17 protein-coding genes and 1 tRNA gene are annotated in these 23,354 nt (G+C 69.3%); 5 read left to right on the top strand and 13 right to left on the bottom strand.

Features of this window, described 5'->3' with window-relative positions:
• Nucleotides 1-29 precede the first annotated feature (29 nt).
• Together ACFC51_RS11650 and ACFC51_RS11645 are read left to right on the top strand one after the other, a co-directional pair.
• A complete protein-coding gene (locus tag ACFC51_RS11650; protein ID WP_376528278.1) occupies nt 30-1,430 on the top strand; it encodes a pyridoxal phosphate-dependent decarboxylase family protein in 1,401 nt (466 codons plus the stop codon).
• Nucleotides 1,427-2,857: a lysine N(6)-hydroxylase/L-ornithine N(5)-oxygenase family protein gene (locus ACFC51_RS11645; protein WP_376372623.1), complete on the top strand. Its 1,431-nt coding sequence runs from the start codon at nt 1,427-1,429 to the stop codon at nt 2,855-2,857. The genes ACFC51_RS11650 and ACFC51_RS11645 overlap by 4 nt, the downstream gene beginning before the upstream one ends.
• A gap of 93 nt (nt 2,858-2,950) precedes the next feature.
• On the opposite strand, the gene ACFC51_RS11640 is transcribed toward ACFC51_RS11645, so the two are convergent.
• From ACFC51_RS11640 to ACFC51_RS11630, 3 genes are all read right to left on the bottom strand, one after another.
• Entirely contained in the window at nt 2,951-3,589 is a 639-nt protein-coding gene (locus ACFC51_RS11640; RefSeq protein ID WP_376528275.1) for a hypothetical protein, read from the bottom strand.
• A 103-nt stretch (nt 3,590-3,692) separates the two neighbouring features.
• Nucleotides 3,693-4,655 (bottom strand): SDR family NAD(P)-dependent oxidoreductase, encoded by a 963-nt coding sequence (locus ACFC51_RS11635; RefSeq protein ID WP_376528273.1) that lies wholly within the window; start codon nt 4,653-4,655, stop codon nt 3,693-3,695.
• 260 nt (nt 4,656-4,915) lie between these two features.
• Nucleotides 4,916-6,727, bottom strand: coding sequence for a bifunctional metallophosphatase/5'-nucleotidase (locus tag ACFC51_RS11630; RefSeq protein WP_376372631.1), 1,812 nt, complete (start codon nt 6,725-6,727; stop codon nt 4,916-4,918).
• Nucleotides 6,728-7,020: 293 nt separating this feature from the next.
• Between ACFC51_RS11630 and pyk the strand changes: the two genes are divergently transcribed.
• A complete protein-coding gene (gene pyk, locus ACFC51_RS11625) occupies nt 7,021-8,454 on the top strand; it encodes a pyruvate kinase (protein ID WP_376372633.1) in 1,434 nt (477 codons plus the stop codon).
• Between the two features lie 6 nt (nt 8,455-8,460).
• Here the strand turns inward: pyk and ACFC51_RS11620 are convergent, their stop codons facing one another.
• The gene (locus tag ACFC51_RS11620) at nt 8,461-9,249 is read right to left on the bottom strand and encodes a helix-turn-helix domain-containing protein (protein WP_376372636.1); all 789 of its coding nucleotides are present in this window, start codon (nt 9,247-9,249) and stop codon (nt 8,461-8,463) included.
• An 83-nt stretch (nt 9,250-9,332) separates the two neighbouring features.
• Nucleotides 9,333-9,416 (bottom strand) — tRNA-Leu (locus ACFC51_RS11615).
• Nucleotides 9,417-9,510: 94 nt separating this feature from the next.
• On the opposite strand from ACFC51_RS11615, the gene ACFC51_RS11610 reads away from it, so the two are divergent.
• On the top strand, nt 9,511-10,167 hold the full coding sequence (locus tag ACFC51_RS11610; RefSeq protein WP_103516878.1) for an ANTAR domain-containing response regulator: 657 nt from the start codon (nt 9,511-9,513) through the stop codon (nt 10,165-10,167).
• A gap of 75 nt (nt 10,168-10,242) precedes the next feature.
• Here ACFC51_RS11610 and ACFC51_RS11605 read toward each other — a convergent pair whose 3' ends face one another.
• The 7 genes from ACFC51_RS11605 to ACFC51_RS11575 form a co-directional block, all read right to left on the bottom strand.
• Nucleotides 10,243-10,959 carry an ABC transporter ATP-binding protein gene (locus tag ACFC51_RS11605; RefSeq protein WP_376372639.1) on the bottom strand — a complete coding sequence of 239 codons (717 nt, stop codon included), beginning with the start codon at nt 10,957-10,959 and terminating at the stop codon, nt 10,243-10,245.
• Nucleotides 10,956-11,933, bottom strand: a complete 978-nt coding sequence (locus tag ACFC51_RS11600) for an ABC transporter ATP-binding protein (protein WP_376372641.1) — start codon at nt 11,931-11,933, stop codon at nt 10,956-10,958. Before ACFC51_RS11600 ends, ACFC51_RS11605 begins: the two co-directional genes overlap by 4 nt.
• On the bottom strand, nt 11,930-13,657 hold the full coding sequence (locus tag ACFC51_RS11595; protein ID WP_376528647.1) for a branched-chain amino acid ABC transporter permease: 1,728 nt from the start codon (nt 13,655-13,657) through the stop codon (nt 11,930-11,932). The genes ACFC51_RS11600 and ACFC51_RS11595 overlap by 4 nt, the downstream gene beginning before the upstream one ends.
• A 5-nt stretch (nt 13,658-13,662) precedes the next feature.
• The gene (locus ACFC51_RS11590; protein ID WP_376372644.1) at nt 13,663-14,595 is read right to left on the bottom strand and encodes a branched-chain amino acid ABC transporter permease; all 933 of its coding nucleotides are present in this window, start codon (nt 14,593-14,595) and stop codon (nt 13,663-13,665) included.
• Nucleotides 14,596-14,694: 99 nt separating this feature from the next.
• A complete protein-coding gene (locus ACFC51_RS11585) occupies nt 14,695-15,933 on the bottom strand; it encodes a branched-chain amino acid ABC transporter substrate-binding protein (protein ID WP_376372646.1) in 1,239 nt (412 codons plus the stop codon).
• Nucleotides 15,934-16,526: 593 nt separating this feature from the next.
• Nucleotides 16,527-16,997, bottom strand: a complete 471-nt coding sequence (locus ACFC51_RS11580) for a PaaI family thioesterase (protein ID WP_376372649.1) — start codon at nt 16,995-16,997, stop codon at nt 16,527-16,529.
• A gap of 85 nt (nt 16,998-17,082) precedes the next feature.
• On the bottom strand, nt 17,083-19,353 hold the full coding sequence (locus tag ACFC51_RS11575) for an FdhF/YdeP family oxidoreductase (protein WP_376528271.1): 2,271 nt from the start codon (nt 19,351-19,353) through the stop codon (nt 17,083-17,085).
• Between the two features lie 249 nt (nt 19,354-19,602).
• On the opposite strand from ACFC51_RS11575, the gene polA reads away from it, so the two are divergent.
• Complete coding sequence (gene polA / locus ACFC51_RS11570; protein ID WP_376528268.1) at nt 19,603-22,314, top strand: DNA polymerase I; 2,712 nt, start codon at nt 19,603-19,605, stop codon at nt 22,312-22,314.
• A 31-nt stretch (nt 22,315-22,345) separates the two neighbouring features.
• Here the strand turns inward: polA and ACFC51_RS11565 are convergent, their stop codons facing one another.
• Complete coding sequence (locus ACFC51_RS11565; RefSeq protein ID WP_376528266.1) at nt 22,346-23,212, bottom strand: DUF4184 family protein; 867 nt, start codon at nt 23,210-23,212, stop codon at nt 22,346-22,348.
• Between the last annotated feature and the right edge of the window lie 142 nt (nt 23,213-23,354).

Raw genomic sequence — 23,354 nt, 5'->3', positions numbered from 1 at the left:
CCCCGCGCACCCGAAGGACCACACCACCCATGCCCACCCCGCCCCTCGCCGGAGGCACCGCAGGCCCCACCCACCTGCGCCCCCTCCTCGACACCGTCCTCGCCGCACTCCACGACGGAGCCACCCGCCGAGGCGGCCCCCTCCCCGCCGGCGGCCCCGACACCACCACCCTCGAGCTCCACGAGAGAACCGGCCCCCTCATCCCCGACCACGGCACCGGCGCACACCACGCCCTCCGCACGCTCGTCACCGCACTCGCCGAAGGAGCCGCCGACCCCGCCCACCCCCACTGCGCCGCCCACCTCCACACCCCACCCCTCGCCCTCGCCGCGGCAGCCGACCTCGCCGCGTCCGCCCTCAACCCCTCCATGGACTCCTGGGACCAGGCCCCCGCCGCCTCCGCCCTCGAAGCCGCCCTCACCACGGCACTCGCCGCCGAGATCTACCCCCAGACCCGGAACCCCGACGCCCTCGTCACCACCGGCGGCACCGAGGCCAACCAGCTCGCCCTCCTCCTCGCCCGCGAACGCCACGGCCCCGTCCAGACCATCTGCGCGGCCAACGCCCACCACAGCATCACCCGCGCCGCCTGGCTCCTCGGCCTCCCCCGACCCGTCGTCATCCCCGCCCCCACCGGCGTCATGGACACGGACGCCCTCCGCGAGGCCCTCACCCGCCACGACGGCCCCCTCCTCGTCACCGCCACCGCGGGCACCACCGACACCGGCCGGATCGACCCCCTCACCGACATCGCCGACCTCACCACCACCCACAACGCCGAACTCCACATCGACGCCGCCTACGGCGGCCCCCTCCTCTTCAGCCCCACCCACCGCCACGCCCTACGCAGCCTCCACCGCGCCCACAGCGTCACCCTCGACCTGCACAAACTCGGCTGGCAACCCGCGTCCGCCGGCATCCTCGCCGTCCCCGACCACCACGACCTCGACGTCCTCCACCACCACGCCCCCTACCTCAACGCCGACGACGACACCGACGCCGGCCTCCCCGACCTCCTCGGCCGCTCCCTGCGCACCACCCGCCGCCCCGACGCCCTCAAGATCGCCGTCACCCTCCAGGCACTCGGCCGCGACGGACTCGCCGACCTCATCGACCGCACCATCGCCGCCGCCCACCACCTCGCCGACCTCGTCGACGACAACCCCGGCCTCCAGCTCTACGAACGCCCCACCATCAGCACCGTCCTCTTCCGCCCCACCCACACCGACGACACCACCGTCGCCACCATCCGCCGCACCCTCCTCACCCGCGGACACGCCGTCCTCGGCCGCGCCCGCACCCACAACGGGCTCTGGCTCAAAGCCACCCTGCTCAACCCCCACACCACCCCCGACGACCTCCGCCGCCTCCTCACCCTCGTCACCCACGCCCACGCAGACGCCACCACGGAAGGCAGCACCCTCCGATGACCGACCGGACCACCCCCGAAGGCGACCGGACCCACGACCTCATCGGCATCGGCCTGGGCCCCTTCAACCTCTCCCTCGCCGCCCTCGCCCACGGCATCCCCACCCGCCACGGCCGCCCCCTCACCACCGCCTTCTACGAACAACGCCCCGCCTTCCACTGGCACCCCGGCCTCCTCATCGACGGCGCCACCCTCCAGGTCCCCTTCCTCGCCGACCTCACGACCCTCGCCGACCCCACCAGCCCCTGGACCTTCCTCAACTACCTCCGCACCCGCGACCGCCTCTACCCCTTCTACTTCGCCGAGCAGTTCCACATCCACCGCGCCGAATACGACGCCTACTGCCGCTGGGTCAGCGAACAACTCCCCACGATCCACTTCAACCACCAGGTCGACGCCATCCGCTGGAACACCGACCGCTCCCTCTTCGAGGTCGACCACACCCGGCTCGGCCCCGACGGCGAAGCCCAGGCACCCGGCCGCACCCACACCCGCCACATCGCCCTCGGCGTCGGCACCGCACCCTTCATCCCCGAACCCCTCCGCCCCCTCGCCGAGGCCCCCGGCGTCCCCGTCATCCACTCCGCCGACTACCTCCACCACCGCGAGGAGATCCTCCGGGCCGACCACATCACCGTCATCGGCTCGGGCCAGTCCGGTGCCGAGATCTTCCTCGACCTCCTCCGCGCCCGCCCCCGCGGCATCGAGAAGATCCACTGGCTCGCCCGCACCCAGGCCTTCGCCCCCATGGAGTACTCGAAGCTCGGCCTCGAACACTTCACCCCCGACTACACCCACTACTTCCACGCACTCCCCGAACACGTACGCGACGCCCTCGTCCCCCAGCAGTGGCAGCTCCACAAAGGCATCGACACCGACACCATCGCCGCCATCCACGACGAGCTCTACCGCCGCACCCTCCACGGCGGCTGGCCCGACGCCACCCTGACCCCCGGCGTCGGCGTCCGCACCGCAGGCCGCCTCTCCGGCAGCGGCAGCCGCATCGAACTCCACCTCGAACACACCCAGCAGGCCACCCGCAGCCGCCTCACCACCGACGCCGTCGTCCTCGCCACCGGCTACCGCGAACGCCCCCTGGACACCCTCCTCACCGGCATCGCCCCCCACATCCGCCGCGACACCCGGGGACGCCCCCGCATCCACACCGACTTCCGCCTCGACCTCGACCCCGCCCTCACCGGCAACATCTACGTACAGAACGCCGAACGCCACACCCACGGAGTCGGCGCCCCCGACCTCGGCCTCGCCGCCTGGCGCAGCGCCACCATCCTCAACGACCTCACCGGCACCACGCCCTACCCCCTCCCGCAACGCACCGCCTTCACCACCTTCGGCCTCACCCCCCACACCGCCCCCGCCGTCCCCGGACAGGGCCCCACACTGACCCCCCTCGCACACGGCCGCTGACACGACAGAGGCGGCCGCCCCCACCCGAAGGAAAGGAACGGCCGCCGAAGGCAACCCCACGCCGCACAGGGACCGGACACGCGCGGCAGGAGGTCAGCCCAGGACAGCGAGGTTGCCGTCGTCGACGACGTCCTCGTGCCAGCCGAACCTCTCACCCAGAGAGAGGTAACCCTCCCGCCGGGATGCGCCGACCGGGACGGCGTACACCTTCAGGACACGCAGAAAGAGCCGGAACCCGAGCTCCGGATCGACCTCGGTGACGAACCGCTCCAACGACCCCACCACGTCCGGCACGTCCCGGAACGGAGCCCGTGCGACGGCCTCCCGCACCGCAGGAGCCACCTCCGCCAGCCGGCCCAGCACCTCGCCCTCGAACACCCCGTACACGGAAGGCCCCGGCAGCGCCGGCACGAACGACGGATCGTCCCGGCGCAGACGCTCCACACAGACATCCGCGATCTCCCGCAGCAGTCCCGGACCGTCGACGTCAGGGCCGTACCCACGGCCCAACGCCGCACACAGCACCGTGTCCACCGTCCGGACAGGCAGCGGCGAACCCAGCACCCGAAGAACATCGTCGAGCAGGAGCGGCGCGAAACCGCCGTCGCCCCAGTCCGCGATGTCGACGAGCATCCCGCGCAGGGTCGTCCCCGGAAACCACGGACCACCCAACCACTTCGTCAGACCACTCAGCCCGAGATCCACCCAGATCTCATGACGCTGCAGACCCACCGCCGTCCCTCCTCCCGGGCACCCTTCCCGGCACCCCGCACCGCACGAACGGTCTGCCTACCGGGCACCCTTCCCGGCACCCCGCACCGCACGAACGGTCTGCCTACCGGGCCGCCGCGGCAAACGCGTCGACACCCGTCAGCCCGGCCGACAGCGCCCACAAGCGCTCCGCCTCCCCGAGATCCGTCGCATGCGCGTGCACCCCGCCCTCCACACCCCCGACCGCCGGTCCGGCCACCTCACAGTCCTCGCAGTACACCCCGCCCATCCCCTCCAACCGAGGGGAAACAGCCGCCCACACCTGCGTCGCCGCACCCTGTGCCGGCGACTTGAACGTCGGGTCGGCCCCGATGCCGTCCTCGTCGATCCACCCGGCACCGACCATCTCCGCCTTCGTGAGATGACGCTGCAACGGCGTGAGAATACTGCCCGGATGCACCGAGAACGCCCTCACCCCCACGTCACGGCCCAGCACATCGAGCCACACTGCGAACAGCACGTTCGCCGCCTTCGCCTGCCCGTACGCCAGCAACCTGTCGTAGCCGCGCTCGAACTGCACGTCGTCCCACCGCATCCCGGCACCGTGGGCACTCGAGGACACCGCGACCACACGGCCACCACCCCGGACGATCGCCGGCCAGAGCCGGTTGACCAAGGCGAAGTGACCGAGGTGATTCGTCGCGAACTGCGCCTCCCAGCCCGGACCCACCCTGGTCTCCGGGCACGCCATGATCCCCGCGCTGTTGATCACGATGTCGGCCGTGCGCCCCGAGGCCAGGAAGCGCTCGGCGAAGCCCCGCACGCTCTCCAGATCCGCCAGATCGAGGATCTCGGTCTCGACACCGTCGATGCCCCCGACCGCCTCCTCGGCGACCGACCGCCGCCGCGCCGGCACCACGACCCGCGCCCCCGCACTCGCCAGAGCACGCGTCGTCTCGAGACCGAGACCCGAGTAGCCACCCGTCACGATCGCCGTTCTCCCGGACAGGTCGATCCCGTCCAGGACGTCGTCCACCGTGCTCCGGGCACCGAAACCCGAACCGATCCCACGCTGATGTGTAGTCATGACCCAGACGCTAGGTGCTGGACAGCACTCCAGGACAAGCGCCGTTTCCGGCCAGGGCCACGACGGGGCCCGTCCACCCGCAGAAGGCCGACACACCGGGGCACCACCACGGACAGGCACCATGCCCCGGCCACCCGGAACCCCGCCGCAGACCCACCCCGGCCCCGTCACCCGCACCAGAGAGACGGAGGCGGCCGCCCTCCCGAAGGAGAGCGGCCGCCGCCCCGCACCCGCCGGCCCGCCGGCGGACCGCTGACCGGTCAGAACACCGGCACACCGTCCCGCGTCAGACGCCAGTCCACCGACGCGAACTCCGCCGGATCCACCGAACCCTTCGCCTGCACCCACCCGATGATCGTGTTCCGGATCTCATCCGAATTCGCCCACAACTGCTTCGCACCCGGCACATGCGGGAAATTGCCCCCACCGCTCGCCCGGTAGTTGTTCACCGCGAACACGAACTGCGCCGCCGGATCCACCGGCGCCCCCTCGAACGACAATCCCACGATCCGCGAACCGACCGGCTTCGCGATATCGACGTCGTACGTCACCCCCGACACCACGTCGTAGTTGTAATCCGGAATACTCTCCGCATTCGTCAACTTCGACGTGTCCACCGGCACCCCCGCAGCCGTCTGCACGTAGTACTTCGCCGAATACTCCAGATAATCCTTCAACTGCGCACCCGTCAGAAGCCGCGCCTCCAACGTGTTCTCGAACGGATACAGCCCCGCCGCATCCTTGATCGTCACCTCGCCCGCGGGAATCGCCGCCGTACGCGAGAAACACGCCGCCTGCGACAGCACCGGCAACGCCCCGTACTCCCCACCCTCAAGCGCCCCCTTGACCGTCTCCGCCTGCACCAGGTTGATCAGATCGATGACCGGCTCGTCCTTCCACGGCGCATCCGCCGTCGACATCGCCGCCACCGACGTACCGATCACCTGGTTCACATACGCCACCACCTTGGTGTGCTCGTCCCCGAGCAACGACGTGATCCGCGAGTCCTCCTCCACGGTGTTCGAATTCAGCACCGAAGCGCCGACCTTCTCGACCACCCAACGCCCCTTCTCCCACACCAGGTCGAAGTCGAACAGCGTCAGACGCTGCCCCCACTTCAACGGCTCCGAGAGAACGACCCGCTTCCCCGTCTCCTTGTTCGTCACGAAGTACTCAGGGATCTCCGAGTGCGCGTGACCCACCAGGATCGCGTCGATCCCCGGCACCTGCTCCGCCACCAGACCCGCCGCGTTCTCCACATACGGCAGCTGATCCCCGTACGACGACGTACCCGACGAACCCGAATGCGCCGACACGATCACCACATCCGCACCCATCGAACGAAGCTTCGGCACCCACTTCGCCGCCTGCTCCTCAAGCCCCGGGAACACCATCTTCCCGCCCACGTTCGCCTTGTCCCAGATCGCGATCCCCGGATTCGTCAACCCCAGCACCGCCACCCGCACATCACGGCCGTGCGGCGTCCGCATCCGCTTGATCACATACGGAGCGAACGCCGGCCGCAACGTCTTCGCGTCCAGCGCATTCGCACCCAGCAGCGGAAAATCACACTGCTCCTCGAACTTCCGCAGGACCGGAATCCCGTAGTTGAACTCGTGATTCCCCAACGCGGCAGCGTCGTAGCCGATCCTGTTCATCGCCTGCGCCATCGGATGCACCGGACCGCGCTTCGCCGTGATCGGGTCGATCTTCGCGTAGTAGTACGACAACTGCGTGCCCTGGATCGTGTCACCCGCGTCGATCAGCAGCGTGTTCCGCCGGCCCCGGTCCTCCCGGATCTCGTTCACCAGCGTCGAGATCTTCGCCAGACCGACATCGTTGTGCGCCTTGTCGTCGAACTCCTTGTCCGTGAAGTAGTCCCAGTTGAAGACGTTCCCGTGCAGATCCGTCGTCCCCATCACCGTGAACGAGTACCGCTTCGGCGGACGCCCATGACCGTGCCCCTCCGGCCCCGAGGCCACCGCCGGCACCGCCCCGACCCCTCCCGCCAGCGCCACACCCGCACCGGCGACAGCCGAACGGCCCAGAAACGTCCTACGGTTCAACGGCATCCTTGACTCCTCGTTCGAGCGAACAACGCGCGTAGATTCTGACCCGCACGACCTCACCCGCAACACCCCGCGCAGGTTTCGATCTGGTGACCGGCGACCCCCAGGCCCCCGCCGAGGCGACCCCCACGCCCCGCCGAGGCGACCCCCACGCCCCCACCGAGGCGACCCGGCGCACGCTCATCGGAGCGCGCCGCCGCACAATTCAACAGTTGTCAATAGCCCTTCACCCAAAGGCTGTTGGACAGTCATGCAGAGACAATTACCTACCCGCAGGTAAGGTCTAGGCTCGAACCATGCGCCGAGCGAAAATCGTTTGTACCCTGGGACCCGCAACCGACACATACGAGCAGATCAAGGCACTCGTCGAAGCGGGAATGGACATCGCCCGCCTCAACCTCAGCCACGGCACCTACGCCGAACACGAAGAGCGCTACCACCACGTACGCAAAGCATCCGAAGAAACCGGCCGCAGCGTAGGAATCCTCGCCGACCTTCAAGGCCCGAAGATCCGCCTCGGCCGCTTCGCAGAAGGCCCCGTACTCCTTGAACGCGGCGACGACTTCACCATCACCGTCGAACCCATGGAAGGCGACCGCACCACCTGCGGCACCACCTACGACGGACTCGCCGCCGACGTCACCGCCGGCGAACGCATCCTGATCGACGACGGCCGCGTCACCCTCGAAGTCACCGACGTCGACGGACCCCGCGTCCACACCACCGTCATCGAAGGCGGCATGGTCTCCGACCACAAAGGACTCAACCTCCCCGGCGTCGCCGTCTCCGTCCCCGCCCTCTCCGAGAAGGACATCGACGACCTCCGCTGGGCCCTCCGCACCGGCGCCGACGTCATCGCCCTCTCCTTCGTACGCACCGGACGCGACATCGACGACGTCCACCGCATCATGGACGAGGAGGGCCGCCGCCTCCCCGTCATCGCCAAGGTCGAGAAGCCCCAGGCCGTCGACAACATCGACGACATCGTCGCCGCCTTCGACGGCATCATGGTCGCCCGCGGCGACCTCGGCGTCGAAATGCCCCTGGAACAGGTCCCCATCGTCCAGAAGCGCGCCATCAAGCTCGCCAAACGCAACGCCAAGCCGGTCATCGTCGCCACCCAGATGCTCGACTCGATGATCGACAACTCCCGCCCCACCCGCGCCGAGGCCTCCGACGTCGCCAACGCCGTCATCGACGGCACCGACGCCGTGATGCTCTCCGGCGAGACCAGCGTCGGCAAGTACCCCGTCGAGACCGTCCGCACCATGGCCCGCATCGTCGAAGCCGCCGAGGAGGACATCCTCGCCAAGGGCCTCCCGCCCCTCACCGACCGCAACAAGCCCCGCACCCAGGGCGGCGCCGTCGCCCGCGCGGCAGCCGAGATGGGCGACTTCCTGGGCGCTAAGTTCCTGGTGGCCTTCACCCAGAGCGGCGACACGGTCAAGCGCCTCTCCCGCTACCGCTCCCCGATCCCGCTCCTCGCCTTCACCCCGGACCCGGCCACCCGCGCGCAGCTGAACCTCACGTGGGGCGTGGAGACGTTCCTGGGGCCGCACGTGGAGTCGACGGACGCGATGGTGGCGCAGGTCGACGAGGAACTGCTGCGGATCGGCCGCTGCCAGAAGGGCGACATCGTCGTCATCACGGCCGGTTCCCCGCCCGGGGTCGCGGGCTCGACGAACCTGGTACGGGTGCACCACATCGGCGAGGACGACAGCCCGAAGTAACGGTCGTCAGTACTTCGGCCCGACGTGAGCGTCCATGAGGGCGACGGACGCCCGTCGGGCTACGGAGATGTTGTACTCCTTGCCCGCGCGGGTGCAGTGCGTCCACTCGATACCGAGCTTGTCCAGGGTGTCGGTGTAGAGCCGGCGGATGTCGTCGGAGACGTTGGTGAACCAGTACCGGGGGTACTCGTAGCGCTTACGGATTCCGCCGACCATGCGGGTGGTCCAATTGGTGATACGGCAGCCGTCGGAGTGGATGAGTCCACGAACGAAGGCCCAGGGGTTCGCATCGACGAGCTCTTGTTGCCAGGCCTCCAACGTGATCTCACGCTCGTGCTTCCTGCCTGGACCGTGCTGCGGGAACAGGCACAGAAGGTGCTTGGAGTAGACCTTGATGTTGTGGCAGCCGGGCTTGCGGACCCGGCATGTGGCGTTGTCGGGGAATACCCCGCGCAGTGCCGCCTCTGCCTCGTCCTGGATGCCCGGCCAGCAGTCGTCAAGGGTGATCATCAGGTTCGGCGTCCGGTGCTGGGCGTGCTGGCTGATGTGGCCGTCTCCCAGGTACAGGCCCAAGAGGTAGACGTAGGCGGACTCAGCGAGCCCGACGCCGTCGCACCGGTGGCAAGAGGGTGTCCGGGCACCCGGGCAGGAGCCGAGCTTGGAGCGCTCCATGTGGAGCCAATACGAGACCGTGCCGCGCGGCACATTCAGTCGTCGAGCGACTTCAGCGCCTGACGTCCCGGTATTGAGAAGGTCGAGCGCCTTCTGGCGCACTTTCATTCCATGGAAGATCATGTCGCCACTCTGTGTGACATCGCGACGTAATGGGCAGCAGAATGCGGATGTTCACGAGAACGTGAGCATCCGCATTCATGATGTGCCGGGTATGGGATTCGAACCCACATGCCCTTTCGGGCAGAGGTGTTTGAGACCTCCGCGTCCGCCAATTGCGCCAACCCGGCTCGCTAGCCGGACAGAAGTGTACCTGGTGACCGTGGGGCACGGCAGGTAGGTAGGCTGCTCCGCAGCAGTACATGCCCCATACCAAGGAGCCCCGTGACCACGCCCGAGTCGCCCCAGCCCGTAGACGCCGTCGACGACGACAAGTCGCACGTCCCGCCGCTGACGACCCGCGTCGTCATCGCCGAGGACGAGGCGCTGATCCGCCTCGACCTCAAAGAGATGCTGGAGGAAGAGGGCTACTCGGTCGTCGGCGAGGCCGGGGACGGGCAGCAGGCCGTCGAGCTGGCCCGGGAGCACCGTCCCGACCTCGTGATCCTCGATGTGAAGATGCCGGTCCTCGACGGGATCTCCGCCGCTGAGAAGATCACCGAGGAGTCGATCGCCCCGGTTCTGATGCTGACGGCGTTCTCGCAGCGGGATCTGGTCGAGCGGGCGCGGGACGCCGGGGCGATGGCGTATCTGGTGAAGCCGTTCAGCAAGAGCGATGTGGTTCCGGCCATCGAGATGGCCGTGTCCCGGTTCGCGGAGCTGAAGGCGCTGGAGAGCGAGATCGCGGACCTGTCGCAGCGGCTGGAGACCCGGAAGCTGGTGGACCGGGCGAAGAGCATTCTGCAGACGGACTACGGGCTGTCGGAGCCGGCCGCGTTCCGCTGGATCCAGAAGACGTCGATGGACCGGCGGATGTCGATGCAGCAGCTGGCCGAGGCGCTGATCGAGGATGCCGACGAGAAGAAGAAGGCCGCCGAGTAGGCAGCCGTACAGGAGAAGGGCCCGCTCCCGGGGTGTTCCGGGAGCGGGCCCTTCTCGTGGGGCGTGGGGTGGTGCTCAGTCCTCGCCGAGGTAGGCCTTGCGGACCGACTCGTCGTGGAGCAGGTCGGCGCCGGTGCCGGAGAGGACGACCTTGCCGACCTCCATGACGTGGCCCTGGTCCGCGAGGGAGAGGGCCGCCTGGGCGTTCTGCTCGACGAGGAGGATCGTGGTGCCCGACGCCTTGAGCTCGACGATGGTCTCCATGATCTTCTGCATCATGATCGGGGAGAGGCCCATGGAGGGTTCGTCGAGCATGAGGAGCTTGGGTTGGGACATGAGGGCGCGTCCCATGGCGAGCATCTGCTGTTCGCCGCCCGAGAGGGTTCCGGCGGCCTGCTTGCGGCGTTCCCCGAGGATGGGGAAGAGGTCGTAGGCGCGCTGGATGTCCTTCTCGATGCCCGCCTTGTCGGTGCGGAGGAACGCGCCGAGCTGGAGGTTCTCCGTGATGGTGAGGCGGGGGAAGATGTGGCGGCCCTCGGGGGAGTGGGCCAGGCCCAGTGCCACGATCTTGTGGGCGGGGACCCCGCCGAGCGGCTTCCCGTCGAAGAGGATCCGGCCGCCGGAGGGCTTGAGGAGGCCGGAGAGGGTGCGCAGGGTGGTGGTCTTGCCGGCGCCGTTGGTGCCGATGAGGGTGACGACCTGGCCGGCCTCGACGCTGAAGGAGATTCCCTTGACGGCTTCGATCTTGCCGTAGGCGACCCTGAGGTCCTCGACCTCGAGCAGTGCGGTCACTGGCCTTCCCCTTCTGTGCTGGTGGTGCGGTCCGCCTTGTCCGTTCCGGGGGCTTCGGCTTCGGGTGCGGTGCCGGTCGCGGGGGCCGGCTGCGGCTCCGGTGCGCCGGCCGCCGCGGGTGCGTCGGCCTGCTTCGGGACGTCGGCCTTCGCGGGTGCGCCGGCCTGCTTGGGGGCGTCGCCCTCGAAGGGCGTGCCGAGGTAGGCGGCGACGACGCGTTCGTCGCTCTGCACGACGTCCGGTGTGCCTTCGACGAGCTTCTCGCCCTGGACGAGGCAGGCGACGCGGTCGCAGAGGTTGAAGATGAAGCGCATGTCGTGCTCGATGACGAGTACGGCGATGCCCATGTCGCGGATGGCGAAGATGAGTTCTTCGGTGACGCGGGTTTCCTGCGGGTTCATGCCGGCGGTGGGCTCGTCCAGCAGGAGGAGGCCCGGGTCGCTGGCCAGGGCGCGGGCGATCTCCAGCTTGCGCTGGTCCCCGTAGGGGAGGTTCCGCGCGAGGTGGTCGGCCTTGTCCTGCAGGCCGATGAACTCCAGCAGCTCCATGGCGCGTGCGTGGGAGGCGGCTTCGGCCTTCTTGAACCCGGGGCCGCGCAGGAGGGCGGACCAGAGGCCTTCCTTGGTCCTGGTGTGGCGTCCGACGAGGACGTTCTCCAGGACGGTCATGTTGGCGAAGAGCCGGATGTTCTGGAAGGTGCGGGCGATGCCCGCCTGGGTGACCAGGTGGGGCTTGGGGGGCAGGACCGTGCCCTTGTAGCGGACCGTTCCCTCGGTGGGGACGTAGAGGCCGGTGAGGCAGTTGAAGAAGGTGGTCTTGCCCGCGCCGTTGGGGCCGATGAGGCCGACGATCTCGCCGGCGTTGACGGTGAGGTCGACCTCGCGCACGGCGGTGAGGCCGCCGAAGCGCATGGTGACGCCGCTCGCGTCCAGGACGGGCGTGGTGGTCTCGGTGGTGGTCGTCATGGTGTTCACGCCCCCGCCTTCACGGTGCCGACGCCGGATCCGGGCAGGGTGCCCTCGGGTGTGTCGAGTTGGCCGGTCTCGTGGAACTCGAGCTGGGCCCGCCGGTTGGCGATGAGGCCTTCGGGGCGGAAGCGCATCAGCAGGATGAGTGCGAGGCCGAAGCCGAGGAGCTGGTAGTCCTGGAGGAACTGCAGCTTCGCGGGGATCATGTACAGGAGTGTGGCGCCGATCAGGGGTCCGCTGATCGTTCCCATGCCGCCGAGGATGACTGCGGCGAGGAGGAATGCGGAGTTGGGCGGCACGGGTCCGGCGAAGACGTACATCTCCGGGACGACCGTGCTCTGCACATGGGCCTGGACGGTGCCGGCCAGGCCGGCGAGGGTGGCGCCGAGCGCGAAGGCGATGAGCTTCACGCGGAAGCCGTTGATGCCCATGGCGGTGGCGGCGGTCTCGTCCTCGCGGATGGCGACCCAGGCGCGGCCGATGCGGGAGCTGCCGGCGCGGCTGAAGACGAGGACCACGAGGATCATCGCGAGCAGCATGAGCAGGTAGTAGTTGGCGTATCCGCCGAGTTCGACGCCGAGGACGGTGTGGGACTCGCCGAAGTCGTATCCGAAGAAGACGAGGTCGGGGATGTTGGGTACGCCGTTGGGGCCGTTGGTGACCTGGGGTCCGGAGACGCCGTCGAGGTTGCCGACGGTGATGCGGAAGATCTCGCCGAAGCCGAGGGTGACGATGGCGAGGTAGTCGCCGCGGAGGCGCAGGGTGGGTGCGCCGATGACGACGCCGAAGATGAGGGAGACGGCTGCGCCGGTGAGGACGGCTGCCCAGAAGGGGAAGTGGACGTCGAAGGCGGAGGCGGTGGTGCCGGAGACGAGTGCGGCGGTGTAGGCGCCGACGCCGAGGAAGGCGACGTATCCGAGGTCGAGGAGTCCGGCGAGGCCGACGACGATGTTCAGTCCGAGTGCGACGGTCGCGAAGATGAGGATGTTGACGGCGATGAGGGTGTACTGGTCGGTGCTCTGGGTGAAGGGGAATGCTGCGGCGGCGACGAAGGCGGCGGCGACGGCGATGGAGCGGTATTTGGTGGTGAGGCCTGAGAGCCGGGCCATGAGGCCGGACTTGAACAGGGCGCCGACGGCGAAGCCGGCGGTGATCATGTAGCCGGTGAAGAGTTCGGCGTATTCGGTGTCGATGCCGTAGGTGACGACGAAGAGGCCGGTGCCGAAGGCGGCGACGATGATGAGGATCTCGGCCCAGGAGGGGAGTTCCTTGGGGCGTGCGGCCTTGTGGGTGTCGTCGGGGAGGAGGAACGCCGTCAGCGGGATGGCGGAGGCGACTGCTGCGACGAAGCCGCCGGGCTCCAGGTTGACGACGCCGCCGAGTTCGACGGTGATGGCGATGATGGTGAACCAGGTGGTGCCGAAGGCGCCGAGTGCCAGGAACTGGAGGGCTTTGGTGGTGCCGGTGGGGGCGAGCCAGCGGAGGCCGCGGATGCCGAAGGCGGCGAGTGCGTGGAGGAGGACGAGGATCCCTGCGACGAGGGTGAGGACCTGGAGACCGCCGGGGTAGCCGTAGACGGTGAGGTCGCCGGGGAACTCGTCGGTGTAGGTCCAGGACAGCAGGGTGCTGGCGATGGTCGCGATGCCGCCGAGGGCGGTGAGGCCGCGGAGCGCCGTGGTCCGGGATTCGGTGGTGGCCGGGGTGGCGGCGGTGGTGGTGTCGGTTGTCATGGCTCTCACGCCCGATCCGCGACGCGCTCGCCGAGCAGGCCTTGTGGCCTGACGAGGAGGACGACGATGAGAAGTACGAATGCCCAGACGTTGGCCCAGGCGCCGCCGCCGAGCTGCTGCATGCCGGGGATTTCCTCGATGTAGGCGATGGAGAGGGCTTCGGCGAGGCCGAGGACGACTCCGCCGACCATGGCGCCGTAGATGTTGCCGATGCCGCCGAGGACTGCGGCGGTGAAGGCTTTGAGGCCGAGGATGAAGCCCATCTCGAAGTTGATCTGGCCCTTGTCGAGTCCGTAGGCGACGGAGGCGACGGCGGCGAACGCGGCTCCGATGGCGAAGGCCATGACGATGATGCGGTCGGTGTTGATGCCCATGAGCTTGGCGGTGTCGGGGTCCTGGGCGGTGGCCTGCATGGCGCGGCCGCTGCGGCTCTTGGCGACGAAGAGGCCGAGGGCGAGCATGCAGAGGGGTGCGAGGACGAGGATGAAGGCGTCGGCGCGCTGGAGGTAGAGGTTGTCGAAGATCTTGAACGACTCGCCCTTGAACTCGGGGAAGCTGCGCGGTTTCTTCGCCTCGGGGTAGAAGCCCCAGACAAGCTGCTGGAGGACGATCGAGAGGCCGATCGCGGTGATGAGCGGGGCCAGCCGGGGTGCGCCGCGCAGGGGGCGGTAGGCGAAGCGTTCCGCGGCTGTGGCTACGGCGACGGAGGCGATTGCGCCGCCGACGATCATGAGGGGTATGGCCACCATGAGCGAGGTTCCGCTGGGGAGCGCGAGGTAGGTGGTGAGGGCGCCGAAGCCCCCGATCATGAAGATCTCGCCGTGGGCGAAATTGATGAGCTGGACGATGCCGTACACCATGGTGTACCCGATGGCTATGAGGCCATAGAGCGCGCCGAGTGCGAGGCCGTTGGCCAGCTGTTGCGGCAGTTCGTTCACCGCAGTGCCTCCGATGAGCTTGTCGGATATGACACCGCGCGAGGGCGCTGTTTGCGCCCTCGCGCGGTCAGGAGCGTGTGCTGTGGTGGTGCTGGGGGGTCAGTCCTCGAACGTGGCGCTCTTGACGTCCTTCCAGGCACCCTTCTGGACCTCGTAGACGGTGAGCTGCTTGTTGGTGGTGTCGCCGAACTCGTCGAAGGAGACCTTGCCGGTCACGCCGTCGAAGGAGACCTTGGACATGGCCTCGGTGACCTTGGCGCGGGCGTCCTCGGGGAGCTTGCCGTCGTTGTCGGCGACGACGGCCTTGACGGCCTGGATGATGGCCCATCCGGCGTCGTAGGAGTAGCCGCCGTATGCGGCGTAAGGGTCCTTGTACTTCTCGGCCTCGTAGTCCGCGATGAACTGCTTCGCGGTCGGGAGGGCCTGGACGGGGTAGCCGATGGAGGTGGCATAGTCGCCGTCGTTGGCTTCGCCGGAGGCGCTGATGAACGCGGGGTCGTAGATGCCGTCGCCGCCCATGGTGGGGATCTTGGCGCCGGTCTTCTTGATCTGGTCGGAGAGCAGGCCGCCCTCGGGGTACTGGCCGCCGTAGTAGACGGAGTCGGCGCCCGAGCTCTTCACCTTGTCGGCGGTGCTGGAGAAGTCGGTCTCCTTGACGGTGACGTGGTCGGTGCCGACGACCTTGCCGCCGAGGCGCTTGAACTCCGCGGAGAAGATGGAGGCGAGGCCGGCGCCGTAGGTCTGCTTGTCGTCGACGACGTAGACCTTCTTCTTCTTGGCGTCGTTGTAGAGGTACTGGGCGGCGAACTTGCCCTGCACGACGTCGGTGGCGCAGGTGCGGAAGTAGGTGTTGAAGACGCGCTTGCCGTTGCCGCTGGCCCAGTCGTCGCCCTGGCTGAGGGCGGGGTTGGTGTTGGCGGGGGAGACCTGGACGAGGCCGGCCTTCTCGAAGACGCCCTGCATGGACTGGGCGACGCCGGAGTTGAGGGGGCCGACGGCTCCGAGGACTTCCTTCATGCCGACGAGCTTGGTGGCGTTGGCCTGTCCGGAGGCGGGCACGGCCTGGTCGTCGAGGCCTTCGATCTTGAACTCGATGCCGGGGACCTCGTTGTTCTTGTTCGCGGTCTTGGCCGCGAGGTCCACGGAGTTCTTGATGCCCTGGCCGAGTGCGGAGAGGGATCCGGTGAGCGGGGCGTCCACGCCGATGACGACGGTGGTCTTGGCGCCGCTGTCCTTGCCGTCGCTCTTGCTGTCGTCGTCGCGCGATCCGCAGGCGGTGAGGGTGAGTGCACCGGTGGTGAGCACGGTGGTGAGGATGATCAAAGAACGGTGTCGCACGAAAGGTCCTTTCCCTGGCGCGGCCTCCTCTGCGTGAGGTGCCGTGACTACGCCGGGCTGTACTGGTGGATACAGGGCCGTGCAGCAGACACGCCCGGCGGCGCGGTGACTGGCCGTGACTCTATGGGCAGGTGAGGGGGTGCGGGATGGGTCCGGTGATGATGTGACTGTCTTGTTATGCCGTGGGGAAGACTTGTTGGCCGCAGTGTGGAGATGTAGGGCATTTGCCCGGGCGGTGAAGTGACCGCATGGTGAGAACCCGCAGCTCTGCTAAGGGGCTTGGGGTGATCTTGGTGCTGTCGCCCGAATCGGGGCGCAACGGGCGCGCGGGGTGGCCGGCGGGGTGGGTGGGGCCGGGGTCCGTGGCGTTTTGCGTGTATTGCACACGTGTTACGCAGTGTTACATCCGCGCGAAGTGTTTGATGTGCCGCCAGGTGGTGTGGCTGTTGAAGTGGCTCATGGAACGGGATTGGCGGTCAAGGGTGTTGACCGTGCGTGTCCGCCAACTTCTCTGAAAAGTCCCGGATATGGGTCTGCCCGGTCCGGAATGCGGTGTGCGTTCCGGCCGGGCAGTGGGGTGTTGGGCGGGGTGGTCAGCCTCCGGCGGGGCCGGCGGCGTCGCGGAGCAGGCAGGTGAGGCGAGCGGTGCAGACCCGCTTGTCGTGCTCGTCCGTGATGACGATCTCGTACGTGGCGGTGGAGCGGCCGCGGTGCACGGGGGTGGCGGTGCCGGTGACCAGTCCGCTGCGGACGCCGCGGTGGTGGGTGCAGTTCAGGTCGACGCCGACGGCGATCTTGGTGGCTCCGCCGTGGAGCATGGAGCCGATGGAGCCGAGGGTCTCGGCCAGGACGGCGGAGGCGCCGCCGTGGAGGAGTCCGTAGGGCTGGGTGTTGCCCTCGACGGGCATGGTGCCCACGACGCGGTCGGCGGAGGCCTCGACGATCGTCACGCCCATGCGCTCGCCGAGGTGTCCGGCGGAGAAGAGTGCCGGGAGGTCGACGCCGAGTGCCGCGTACTCGTCGATGATCTCCTGGGGGAACGTGGGTGCGGTGTGCTCGCCCATGGGGTCCGGCTCCGATCCTGTGCGGTCGTTCGTTGCTGGGTGCAGTGCACTGTTCTTATCAGACGACTGAGCGTGCGCTTAGGGCTCAGGCCGGCTCGAAGCGTACGACGACCGACTTGCTGGCCGGGGTGTTGCTGGTGTCCGCCGTGGAGCCGAGGGGGACCAGGACGTTGGTCTCCGGGTAGTACGCGGCGGCGCAGCCCCGGGCGGTGGGGTAGTGGACGACGCGGAAGCCGGGGGCGCGGCGCTCCACGCCGTCCTTCCATTCGCTGACGAGGTCGGTGTAGGAGCCGTCGGCGAGGCCGAGGGCGTGGGCGTCCTCGGGGTTGACCATGACGACGCGGCGGCCGCCCCTGATGCCGCGGTAGCGGTCGTCCAGGCCGTAGATCGTGGTGTTGTACTGGTCGTGGGAGCGCAGGGTCTGGAGGAGCAGCCGGCCTTCGGGGAGTTCGGGGAACTCGACGGGCGCGGCGGTGAAGTTGGCCTTGCCGGTCGCGGTGGGGAAGCGGCGTTCGTCGCGGGGAGCATGGGGCAGGGTGAAACCGCCGGGGCGTGCGACGCGGGCGTTGAAGTCCTCGAAGCCGGGGACGACGCGGGAGATCCGGTCGCGGATCGTGCCGTAGTCCTTCTCGAAGTCCTCCCAGGGGGTGGTGGAGGCGGGTCCGAGGACGGCGCGGGCCAGGCGGGCGACGATGGCGGGCTCGGAGAGCAGGTGGGGGCTCGCGGGGGTGAGGTTGCCGCGGGAGGAGTGGACCATGCCCATGGAGTCCTCGACGGTGACGAACTGCTTCCCGCCGGTCTGGACGTCCTTGTCGGTGCGGCCGAGGGTGGGCAGGATCAGGGCGCGGGTGCCGGTGACGGCGTGCGAGCGGTTGAGCTTGGTGGAGACGTGCACGGTGAGGCGGGCGCGGCGCATGGCGGCCTCGGTGACGGCGGTGTCGGGGGTGGCGCCGACGAAGTTGCCGCCCATGGCGAAGAAGACCTTGGCGTCGCCGTCGCGCAGCGCCTGGATGGACCGTACGACGTCGTAACCGTGGTGGCGGGGTGAGGTGATGCCGAATTCCCGGTCCAGCGCGTCGAGGAAGGCGGGGGCGGGACGTTCGAAGATGCCCATCGTGCGGTCGCCCTGGACGTTGGAGTGGCCGCGTACGGGGCAGACGCCGGCGCCGGGCCTGCCGATGTTGCCGCGCAGGAGGAGGAGGTTGACGACCTCGCGGATGGTCGGCACGGAGTGCTTGTGCTGGGTGAGGCCCATGGCCCAGCAGACGATGGTGCGCTCCGAGGCGAGGATCATGGCGAGCGCCTGCTCGATGCTGTCGCGGTCGAGGCCGGTGGCGGCGAGGGTCTCGTCCCAGTCGGCACCGCGTGCGGTCTCGGCGAACTCCTCGTAGCCGTGGGTGTGCTCGGCGACGAAGGCGGTGTCGACGGCTCCGTCGGCCTCGATGATCATCTTGTTGAGGAGGCGGAAGAGCGCCTGGTCGCCGCCGATGCGGATCTGGAGGAAGAGATCGGTGAGGGCGGCGCCCTTGAGCATGCCGCGGGCCGTCTGCGGGTTCTTGAACCGTTCGAGGCCGGCTTCGGGCAGCGGGTTCACCGAGATGATCTTCGCTCCGGCGGACTTTGCCTGTTCCAGTGCGGAGAGCATCCGTGGGTGGTTGGTGCCGGGGTTCTGTCCGGCGACGATGATCAGGTCGGCCCGGTGGAGGTCTTCGAGACTGACGCTGCCCTTGCCGATCCCGATGGTCTCGGTGAGTGCGGAGCCCGAGGACTCGTGGCACATGTTGGAGCAGTCGGGCAGGTTGTTGGTGCCGAACTCCCGGGCGAAGAGCTGGAGCAGGAAGGCGGCCTCGTTGCTGGTGCGGCCCGAGGTGTAGAAGAGCGCCTCGTCGGGCGAGGCGAGCGCGGTGAGCTCCTCGGCGACGATCTCGAAGGCGCGCTCCCAGGTCACCGCCTCGTACCGGTCGGCGCCCTCGGGCAGATACACGGGCTGCGTGATGCGTCCCTGCTGGCCGAGCCAGTAGCCGCTGCGGCCGGCCAGGTCCGTGACGGGGTGGGCGGCGAAGAAGTCGGGGGTGACGCGGCGCAGGGTCGCCTCCTCGGCGACGGCCTTGGCGCCGTTCTCGCAGAATTCGGCGGTGTGCCGCTTGTCGCCCTCGGGCCAGGCGCAGCCGGGGCAGTCGAAGCCGTCCTTCTGGTTGACCTTGAGGAGGGTCTGCGCGGTGCGCCGGACGCCCATCTGCTGCTGCGCGATGCGCAGGGTGTGGGCGACGGCGGGCAGTCCGGCGGCGGCGTGCTGGACCTCGTCGATCTGCGGCGCGTCCTGGACCGGGTCACCGGTCGGGGGCTTGGTGGCCATGGTGCTCCCCTTCGAGCCTGCGGGCGCCGTGGTGCGGGCGGGCGCGCGTCGCGTCCGTGTGCCGTGGCGTCCTGTCGCGTCTTCTTACGCCTTCACTGTCTTTCGATCCTGTCATGCACGCGTGCCCGGGTGTCCCGCGGGAAGCGGGGAGGTCCCGGCCCGGTTCCCGCGGGCGTGGTGGAAGGGGACGGGCCGGTGCGGGGCGGTGGCCGGTCCGGATTGTCGGTGGTCCGTGGCAGGATCGGGGGCGTGGCTGAGACGGCATCGAAGAAGACGGCAGACAACCGACCGCGCCTGCTCCTCATGGACGGGCACTCCCTGGCGTACCGGGCGTTCTTCGCCCTGCCCGCGGAGAATTTCACGACGGCGACGGGGCAGCCGACGAATGCCGTGTACGGCTTCATGTCGATGCTGGCGAACACGCTGCGCGACGAGGCGCCCACGCACTTCGCGGTGGCTTTCGACGTGTCCCGCAAGACGTGGCGCGCGCAGGAGTTCCCGGAGTACAAGGCGAACCGCTCCAAGACCCCCGACGAGTTCAAGGGGCAGGTCGAGCTGATCGGCGAGCTGCTGGACGCGATGCACGCGGACCGGTTCGCGGTGGACGGCTTCGAGGCGGACGACGTCATCGCGACGCTGGCCACACAGGCCGAGGCGGCCGGCTTCGAGGTGCTGATCGTCACCGGCGACCGGGATTCCTTCCAGCTGATCACGGACAACGTGACGGTCCTCTACCCGACGAAGGGCGTCTCGGAGCTGACGCGGTTCACCCCGGAGAAGGTCCAGGAGAAGTACGGGCTCACCCCGGGGCAGTATCCGGACTTCGCGGCGCTGCGGGGTGACCCGTCGGACAACCTTCCGGGCATCCCCGGTGTGGGTGAGAAGACGGCGGCGAAGTGGATCACCCAGTTCGGTTCGTTCGCGGAACTGGTCGAGCGGGCCGACGAGGTCAAGGGCAAGGCCGGCCAGAACTTCCGGGACCACCTGGACGCGGTGAAGATGAACCGCGTGCTGACCGAGATGGTCCGGGACGTCGAGCTGCCCAAGGGCCCGGCCGAGCTGGAGCGCGCCCCGTACGACCGCACGGCGGTCACCGGTGTGCTGGACGTCCTGGAGATCCGCAACCCGAGCCTGCGCGAGCGGCTGCTCGCCGTCGACCCGGGTGCGGAGGAGGCCGGTCCGCCGGAGCCCCTGGCCGGGATCGAGCTGGACGGTGCGGTGCTGGGTTCCGGCGAGGTCGCCCCCTGGCTGGAGGCCCACGGCGGGCAGCCCCTCGGTGTGATGACCGTCGACACGTGGTCGCTGGGCACCGGCACGGTCACCGAGGTCGCGCTCGCCGCCGCCGGCGGGGCCGCCGCCTGGCTGGACCCGGCCGAGCTCGACGAGGCCGACGAGCAGGCCCTGGCGGCCTGGCTCGCCGACCCGGCGCGGCCCAAGGTCCTCCACAACGCCAAGAACGCCCTGCGGGTCTTCCCCGAGCAGGGCTGGCGGCTGGAGGGCATCGCGATGGACACCGCGCTCGCCGCCTATCTCGTCAAGCCGGGGCGCCGTTCCTTCGCCCTGGACGCGCTGGCCGTGGAGTACCTCGGCCGGGAGCTGGCGCCCGCCCCCGCCTCCGACGGGCAGCTGGCCTTCGGCGCGGAGGACCGCGCGGAGGCCGACGCGCTGATGGCGCAGGCCCGCGCGGTGCTGGACCTCGGCGAGGCCTTCACGGCGCGCCTCAAGGAGGTCGGCGCCACCGAGCTGCTGTACGACATGGAGCTGCCCACCTCGATCATGCTGGCCCGGCTGGAGCGGCACGGCATCGCCGCCGACCGGGCGCATCTGGAGGGCATGGAGCAGCAGTTCGCCGGTGCGGTGCAGCAGGCGGTGAAGGAGGCGCACGCCGCGGTGGGCCGTGAGTTCAACCTCGGCTCGCCCAAGCAGCTCCAGGAGGTCCTCTTCGGCGAGCTGGCCCTGCCGAAGACGAAGAAGACGAAGACGGGCTGGACGACCGACGCGGACGCGCTGGCGTGGCTGGCCGCGCAGACCGAGCACGAACTGCCCGTGATCATGCTGCGCCACCGGGAGCAGGCGAAGCTGCGGGTCACCGTCGAGGGGCTGATCAAGACGATCGGCGCGGACGGCCGTATCCACACCACCTTCAACCAGACGGTCGCGGCGACGGGCCGGCTCTCCTCGACCGACCCCAACCTGCAGAACATTCCCGTCCGCACGGACGAGGGGCGGGCGATCCGACGGGGCTTCGTCGTCGGCGAGGGCTTCGAGACGCTGATGACGGCCGACTACAGCCAGATCGAGCTGCGCGTCATGGCCCACCTCTCCGAGGACGCCGGTCTCATCGAGGCGTTCACCTCCGGGGAGGACCTCCACACGACGGTCGCCTCGCAGGTGTTCGGCGTCGAGAAGACGGCCGTCGACGCCGAGATGCGCCGCAAGATCAAGGCGATGTCGTACGGACTGGCCTACGGGCTCTCCGCGTTCGGCCTCTCGCAGCAGCTGAACATCGAGGCCGGCGAGGCGCGCGGGCTGATGGACACCTACTTCCTGCGGTTCGGAGGGGTGCGCGACTACCTCCACCGGGTCGTGGAGGAGGCCAGGGCCACCGGGTACACCGAGACGATCCTCGGCCGCCGCCGCTACCTCCCGGACCTCAACAGCGACAACCGCCAGCGGCGCGAGGCCGCCGAGCGGATGGCGCTCAACGCGCCGATCCAGGGGACGGCTGCCGACATCGTCAAGGTCGCGATGCTCAAGGTGGACCGTGCGCTGACGGAGGCGGGGCTGACGTCACGGATGCTCCTCCAGGTCCACGACGAAATCGTCCTGGAGATCGCGAAGGGCGAGCGGAAGCAGGTCGAGGAGATCCTGCGCCGGGAGATGTCCGCGGCGGTGGAGCTCCGTGCGCCGCTGGACGTCTCCGTCGGCGTCGGCAAGGACTGGGAGACGGCCGCCCACTAGAGGGCCGGCCCGGCGGGGCTCCCCGCCGGGCTCAGCGGCCGGCGGGGCGGCTCCGCGCGGTGTCCGCGCGGGGTCCCTCCGGTGGCCGGCGGCCGGAGGGCTTCCGCAGCAGCCGCATCCACACCCCGTACAGCACCAGGCCCGCCGCGAGGCCGGCCCCGGCGCCGAAGCACGCCGTCGGGATGATGTCGAGCGGCGTGTCGGCGTGCCCGAACCAGGCGTACCAGCGGGCGCACCGGTGGACGGTGCCCAGCACGGCGCACAGGGCGAGGAGCGCACCAGCCCACCAACGTTCGGCGCGGCCGAGCACCGGCACGCACCCCGGCGCCGGGACGGGCCCGATGCGCCGCAGAGCCGTGTACGTGAACCAGGCCAGGACCACCAGCGCCACGGCCGAACTGCCGTACTGCACCAGCTGGAAGACCGGGTGGCCGCCGACACTGCGGCCGAGGACGGGGATCAGCTCCGTGCCCCACCGGCCGTGGTGGGTGAACGCGTCCCACACGACGTGGGTGCCCGAGCCGATGACGGCCGACACGACGAACCACGCCGCCTCGGTGAGGGCCGGGCCACCGGGCTCCCGGCGCCGTCCTCGCACGAAGGTGTGCACGCGGCCCCGCGCCTCGCCGGGCAGCAGCGCGACGAGCGGTTCGCGCAGCATCAGCCAGAGCGCCACCAGGGCGCCCGTGATGAGGACGTCCACGGTCAGCACCCCCCACACGCCGTGCGTGACCTCGCCGAACTCCATCGCCCCGGGGACGACCGTGTCGGCGTAGTACGTGAGGTCCGGGGCGAACGATCCCGCGACGAGCGCCGAGGCGACGAGAGGCCCGCGGCCCGCACCCGACCTGCGGATCCCCGGGAGCACGGCTGCGGCATGGCTGAGGGTGAACGGCATGGCGGCAAGTATGCGTGAGCCCGTGTCACCCCTCCCGGGCACCTTGGTGACTTGACGACGGTGAAGCTGAAAAATCCGTAAGAACCGGTCAGGGGCCGGTGTTCGGGCGCGAGGAGTTGCCGTAGGGTCGCCTGAGTCCTCG

Origin of the sequence: Streptomyces sp. NPDC055962 (genome assembly GCF_042270185.1) — a bacterium.
GTDB lineage: Bacteria > Actinomycetota > Actinomycetes > Streptomycetales > Streptomycetaceae > Streptomyces.
The sequence above is the reverse complement of the archived record's forward strand: the minus strand, read 5'-3'. Positions and strand labels throughout refer to the sequence as shown.

Bases quoted from the DNA above. Each gene is read 5' to 3' on its own strand.
- ACFC51_RS11650 (WP_376528278.1), top strand. From the start codon at position 30: ATGCCCACCCCGCCCCTCGCCGGAGGCACCGCAGGCCCCACCCACCTG.
- ACFC51_RS11645 (WP_376372623.1), top strand. From the start codon at position 1,427: ATGACCGACCGGACCACCCCCGAAGGCGACCGGACCCACGACCTCATC.
- ACFC51_RS11635 (WP_376528273.1), bottom strand. From the start codon at position 4,655: ATGACTACACATCAGCGTGGGATCGGTTCGGGTTTCGGTGCCCGGAGC.
- ACFC51_RS11630 (WP_376372631.1), bottom strand. From the start codon at position 6,727: ATGCCGTTGAACCGTAGGACGTTTCTGGGCCGTTCGGCTGTCGCCGGT.
- pyk (WP_376372633.1), top strand. From the start codon at position 7,021: ATGCGCCGAGCGAAAATCGTTTGTACCCTGGGACCCGCAACCGACACA.
- ACFC51_RS11620 (WP_376372636.1), bottom strand. From the start codon at position 9,249: ATGATCTTCCATGGAATGAAAGTGCGCCAGAAGGCGCTCGACCTTCTC.
- ACFC51_RS11595 (WP_376528647.1), bottom strand. From the start codon at position 13,657: ATGACAACCGACACCACCACCGCCGCCACCCCGGCCACCACCGAATCC.
- ACFC51_RS11580 (WP_376372649.1), bottom strand. From the start codon at position 16,997: ATGGGCGAGCACACCGCACCCACGTTCCCCCAGGAGATCATCGACGAG.
- ACFC51_RS11575 (WP_376528271.1), bottom strand. From the start codon at position 19,353: ATGGCCACCAAGCCCCCGACCGGTGACCCGGTCCAGGACGCGCCGCAG.
- ACFC51_RS11565 (WP_376528266.1), bottom strand. From the start codon at position 23,212: ATGCCGTTCACCCTCAGCCATGCCGCAGCCGTGCTCCCGGGGATCCGC.